This window comes from Streptococcus sp. GMD1S, from assembly GCF_000296875.1.
Classification (GTDB): domain Bacteria; phylum Bacillota; class Bacilli; order Lactobacillales; family Streptococcaceae; genus Streptococcus.
Genome location: NZ_AJQY01000152.1, coordinates 1 through 1219 on the forward strand (window position 1 = coordinate 1; position 1219 = coordinate 1219).

Sequence of the window (1219 nt, forward strand, 5' to 3'; positions counted from 1 at the left end):
ATTTTCTCTGTTTGTCGGGGTACTCAACTTTTCAATGTCGCCATGGGAGGCACGCTATACCAAGATATCGAGGATCATTGGCAGGACTGTTCAGCCGAATACACGACCCAACGCCTCGTAACGGAACCTGATACCATTCTCCGAGAAATCTATGGAGAAATCTCTCACATCAACTCCTTCCACCACCAGAGCATTAAAGATCTAGCCTCAAATCTTAAGGTTGTAGCACATGATCCTAAAGATGGAATCATTGAGGCTGTGACAACTACGGACGGCTTCCCTTATCTTGGTGTTCAATGGCATCCTGAATTTCTCTTTGAAAACCGCCCCAAAGATAAAACGCTGTTTGACTATGTTGTTAACGAACTCTAGGACTTATAAATAGGTTATTAATCATGAATGAAATTAAAATACCTTCTACTCATGAGATTTTGAGAGATATAGAAGCTAATGTTTTCATATCTTATAAGGAAAAGGAAGCAAACCCTTATTTCTTATCAAACAATGAAAAAGAAATAAGGGTTTGCTTTCATCTTTCTAATCTCTATAGACTTTTAACAGCGGAAAGTTACCAATCTTTTTCTAAGAATAAAGAGAATTTCGATAAACTATCTCAAAAAGAAAAACAGCTGAAAGAAATGTCTAAAAAGGCAAAACTATTTTGTAAAAAGGCAGATGCTAAACTAAAAAGTAAATTTCATTCACGTCTTTACTTTTACAGAGATATTCTCATTCATAAAAAAAGATATTATAAAATCGAAGATTTCAATTCGATTGTCAACTTTATCGTTCAAGAAGATTTACTTGTACCCACGATAAAACCTCTTCCTGTTATCAATATGGCAGAAGTAGATTCCTATGTTTTAAAAGTAATTGAGTAAGATCATGTGCAATCTTAAATCAAATCCGTCTTTTCACGGTAACTAAAGTAATCAGAGTGAGAGACAATCAAATGGTCCAAGAACACAATTCCCATCAGTTCACAGGCTTCCTTGACTAACTTGGTTACATGATCATCATTTCGGCTAGGTGCTACTGCGCCTGATGGATGATTGTGGACTAAAATAACAGAAGTCGCCATATGCTTGATGGCATAGTGAAGGATTTCCCTTGGTTCTGCAATGCTGCGTGTCGCAGAGCCGATAAAAATAGTTTGCTGATGAATGATTTGATTTTGAGTATTGAGATAGAGCGCCACTAGGTGCTCTTGTTTTTTATC

The 1219-nt window shown here is 36.6% G+C and carries 3 protein-coding genes; 2 read left to right on the forward strand and 1 reads right to left on the reverse strand.

Features of this window, described 5'->3' with window-relative positions; translation table 11 throughout:
- On the forward strand, positions 1–372 hold a 372-nt coding region (locus GMD1S_RS07860; RefSeq protein WP_000520017.1), incomplete at its 5' end, for a gamma-glutamyl-gamma-aminobutyrate hydrolase family protein.
- 23 nt (positions 373–395) lie between these two features.
- Positions 396–881 carry a hypothetical protein gene (locus GMD1S_RS07865; protein ID WP_001002682.1) on the forward strand — a complete coding sequence of 162 codons (486 nt, stop codon included), beginning with the start codon at positions 396–398 and terminating at the stop codon, positions 879–881.
- A 14-nt stretch (positions 882–895) separates the two neighbouring features.
- Here the strand turns inward: GMD1S_RS07865 and radC are convergent.
- Positions 896–1219, reverse strand: a 324-nt coding sequence (gene radC / locus GMD1S_RS07870) for a RadC family protein (RefSeq protein WP_000001697.1), incomplete at its 5' end; no start/stop codon positions are given.